The sequence below is a fragment of the Autumnicola edwardsiae genome (assembly GCF_031846505.1).
Classification (GTDB): Bacteria; Bacteroidota; Bacteroidia; order Flavobacteriales; family Flavobacteriaceae; genus Autumnicola; species Autumnicola edwardsiae.
In genome coordinates, this window is record NZ_JAVRHP010000167.1 from 1 (window position 1) to 3,675 (window position 3,675).

General features: G+C 40.3%; 4 protein-coding genes and 1 tRNA gene. 2 read left to right on the plus strand and 3 right to left on the minus strand.

The genetic code is table 11. The annotated features are described in order from the left end of the window. Positions 1 to 30: 30 nt before the first annotated feature. Positions 31 to 801, plus strand: a complete 771-nt coding sequence (locus tag RM529_RS16360) for a THC0290_0291 family protein (RefSeq protein WP_311485811.1) — start codon at positions 31 to 33, stop codon at positions 799 to 801. Here the strand turns inward: RM529_RS16360 and pncA are convergent. From pncA to RM529_RS16375, 3 genes are read right to left on the minus strand one after another with little or no spacing between them, the layout of a single operon-like run. Beyond that, entirely contained in the window at positions 798 to 1,409 is a 612-nt protein-coding gene (pncA, locus tag RM529_RS16365; protein ID WP_311485812.1) for a bifunctional nicotinamidase/pyrazinamidase, read from the minus strand. The two genes, RM529_RS16360 and pncA, sit on opposite strands and share 4 nt — an antisense overlap. Continuing rightward, the gene (locus RM529_RS16370) at positions 1,406 to 2,815 is read right to left on the minus strand and encodes a nicotinate phosphoribosyltransferase (RefSeq protein ID WP_311485813.1); all 1,410 of its coding nucleotides are present in this window, start codon (positions 2,813 to 2,815) and stop codon (positions 1,406 to 1,408) included. The genes pncA and RM529_RS16370 overlap by 4 nt, the downstream gene beginning before the upstream one ends. Positions 2,816 to 2,839: 24 nt before the next feature. Further along, positions 2,840 to 3,370, minus strand: coding sequence for a macro domain-containing protein (locus RM529_RS16375; RefSeq protein WP_311485814.1), 531 nt, complete (start codon positions 3,368 to 3,370; stop codon positions 2,840 to 2,842). Positions 3,371 to 3,597: 227 nt separating this feature from the next. On the opposite strand from RM529_RS16375, the gene RM529_RS16380 reads away from it, so the two are divergent. Then, positions 3,598 to 3,671: transfer RNA gene (locus tag RM529_RS16380), tRNA-Asn, on the plus strand. The last annotated feature ends 4 nt before the right edge of the window (positions 3,672 to 3,675 follow it).

The window sequence follows — 3,675 nt, forward strand, 5'->3', positions numbered from 1 at the left end:
TATATTTGCTTCTACCTATAGCAAGTCCCAATGCTTCGTACCGTGTTCTTATTGTCTTTTTTTGTCTTTTTTTTTGGCGGAAAAAGTTATTCCCAATTCGGATTCTCGCATGAAATTGGGGTTTTAGTTGGTCCGTCTTCTTTTTTCACAGATTACGGGGAACGATGGAACCTAAGGAATAATGTAAATAACTCGGGATTAGGTATAGGAATAGTACATTATATCAACTTCGCTTTTGACGCAGAATGCAGTTGCTACACCCGTAACTTATTTTTTAATAACCATTTTAGAATTAGGAATGAGTTTGATTATTTGCGTTCCAACCTGGAACATTATGGCCCTGTTTCTAACAAGAATACTATTGGCGGCCAGTTATTACGGGCCATGCATGGTTTCTCAGAAACTTATGAAATTGGTACCCACCTGGAGTACCATCCTGTAAACATAAAAGATTTTGCGAATTTTGGTTATATTTTTTCTCCTTACGTTAGTTTGGGTATACAATATGTGCATTTTCGGCCCAGGGCCTATTCAGACCTTGGACCTTTAGATGATCCCGCTAATGTTTTCCCTACTTTTGTTGGAGGAATTGATCTTGAAGCAAAAAGCACCTATGCGGCAGTTGGGAGTCTGGGAGTGCGCTATAAGCTGCACCGCAGCGGCGATCTTATGATAGAGGGAAAATGGCATTATTACGGCAGTGACTGGATTGACGGGTTAAATATTAACGCGCCCCAAAACAAAGCCGATGATTGGGTGTTCTGGATAGGATTTGGGTATGTTTATCAGATCAATTTTTAATTCAGGAAATCTTCAGAAACAATTACTCTTCCTCCTTTTTTCAGAATTTCTTCCTTCGCCTTTTTAAATTCAGCATTATCCAAAGCTCTTGTGGCATCTTCTATTAAAACTGCTGAGAAACCTTCCTTTAAGGCATCTTTAACTGAAAAAAACACGCAGAATTCCGCAGCAAGTCCGCAAAAATAAATTTCCGTTACTCCTTTTTCCCGAAGGTAACCTGCAAGTCCCGTAGATTTTAGATGAGCATTATCATAAAAACCACTGTAACTGTCAATTTCAGGATTTGTACCTTTTCTAAAGATCGCTTCTATTTTTGAAGTTTTAAGGTCAGGATGAAATTGGGCACCTTCAGAATTTTGCACACAATGCACCGGCCAGAGTATCTGCTGAATTCCATCGAGATCAATGATTTCAAATTCGTTTTTACCGGCATGATTTTCAGCAAAACTTGCGTGATTAAGAGGATGCCAGTCCTGAGTGGCAATTACCAGGTCAAATTTCTCCTGAAGACGGTTTATAACTGGAACCACCTTATCTCCTTCGCGAACCGCCAGTGCTCCTCCAGGCATAAAATCATTCTGAACATCAATAATTAGTAAGGCCTTCATGATAATTGTTTATATTCTTTAATCAATTTGTCACGCTCTTCTTTTAAGACTCCGCTAATACCTACTTTGTAGATATGAGGATTGTTAAACCGCTTGTATTCTATAGGCAATTCGGCCAACCTGGAAAGGCTGAAATTTGCTATGTCCTTAAGCGATTGCTTCTGCAAAAGCGACTTTCCTTTCTCCATGACCTTATGCAGCAATGGCTCCTGCTCAAAATCCTGCAGTTTCATAGATTTGTATGGCTCGAAAGTATGAAACATTTCTTCTATTCGAGATTCAGATCTTAAGCCTATAACATCTGCTCCAACGCATTTCCCTTCGCCGGTTTTTATTCTGAAGACTTGCTTTTTATGCGGAAGGGTAACCTTTGAAAGACTTTCTGAAAGTTTTATTCTTGGCTTACCGTTGGATTGAGCTAGTTTATAAACCCCATCCAAAGCCGAATCGGGATTTCCTGTTACCAGGTTGGTACCTACGCCAAAAATGTCTATTGGAGCCTGTTGTTCCAGCAAACTTTTAATCACATACTCATCCAGCTGATTGGATGCAGCAATTTTTACATATTCGAGTCCGGCTTCATCAAGAAGTTTCCGGCTTTCTTTTGCAAAATAAGCCAAGTCGCCGCTGTCCAGGCGGATAGCCAGAAGTTTCTGCCCTCGCTCTTCCATTTCCCTGGCGACCTTTATAGCATTTGGAATTCCGCTTTTTAAAGTATTGTAAGTATCCACCAGTAAGACGCAATTTTCAGGACGACCTTTGGCGAAGCTTCGAAAAGCGTCAAGTTCATTATCATAACTTTGTACAAAGGAATGCGCCATAGTGCCTGAAACCGGAATATCAAAATTACGGGCAGCCACGACATTGCTGGTCCCATCAAATCCGCCAGTAATTGCCGCCCTTGTGGCATAGTAACCTCCAGGGCCCTGCGCTCTTCTTAACCCGAAATCCAGCAAATGACTGTCTCCAGCCACGAGCCTCATCCTGCTTGCTTTGGTAGCAATAAGTGTTTGAAAATTTAGCAGGTTCAGCAAAACGGTCTCAATAATCTGGGCCTCTATGATATTGGCTTCTATTTGGAGTACAGGTCTTGTAGGGAAGACAATATCACCTTCTTTAACTGCAAAAACCGTCCCCTGAAAGCGAAATTCCTTTAAATAATGAAGAAATTCCTGGCTGAATCCCGTTTTCTCCAGGTAGGCAATATCTTTATCGTCAAACTTCAGGTTTTCTATAATCTCCAGTAGGTCCTCCAGACCGGAGAAAATTGCATAGCCACCTTCAAATGGCAATTTTCGGAAAAAATAATCAAAAACAGAATGGTGGTTTTTATGGCCATTTTCAAAATAAACCTGGGCCATGGCGAGCTGGTACTGGTCTGTATAAGTAGCAGTAAAATCAAACATACAAAATATTGCCTTGGTTATTACCTATTGGACTTCTGCAAGCTTTTTCTGGTAAATATCCAGATCTGCCTGTGAGAATAAGACAAATTTAATCTTTTCCAGATGCCTGAGCGAAGGAAGTTCTTCTAAAATTGTGCTTATTGCAACCTCGGTTGCTTCTTCCAGAGGGTAACCAAAAACCCCGGTGGCGATAGCAGGAAAAGCTATAGAAGTAATTTTATGTTTTTCGGCAAGCCGCAGTGTATTGCGGTAACATTTCGCCAATACCACGTCTTCCGGTTTGTTCTTACCATAGACGGGACCCAGACAATGGATCACGTACTCATTTGGCAGATCGTAAGCCTTTGTAATTACGGCATTTCCCGGTCTTATAGGCGCCAAATCCTGACATTCCCTGTAAAGATCATTACCTGCAGCATGATGGATTGCCCCTGCCACGCCACCTCCGGTGGTTAAATGAGCATTAGCAGCATTTACTATGGCCATTACATCGGGTTGTTGCGTAATTCCGCCTTTTACAGCCAATAATTTAACTTTTTTGGGCATTGCCTCCATAAAAATAATTTTTATGAAATTAACATATTACCACCATATAAAAAATCAAATCCTCTTTTTTTTGTACCTCAAATTATGATTTTGATTAATTTCTGTCTTTGGTTACAGAATGTGAATTAGGTTTTTTGATGCAGTACAGAAAGAATTTTACTTTACTTTTTTTAAATATTATTTAGTGAGAAATAAAAAATACATTATATTTGCGTCCGCAAAAATGATTGCGAAATTCCTCCTTAGCTCAGTTGGTTAGAGCATCTGACTGTTAATCAGAGGGTCCTTGGTTCGAGCCCAAGAGGAGGAGCAAA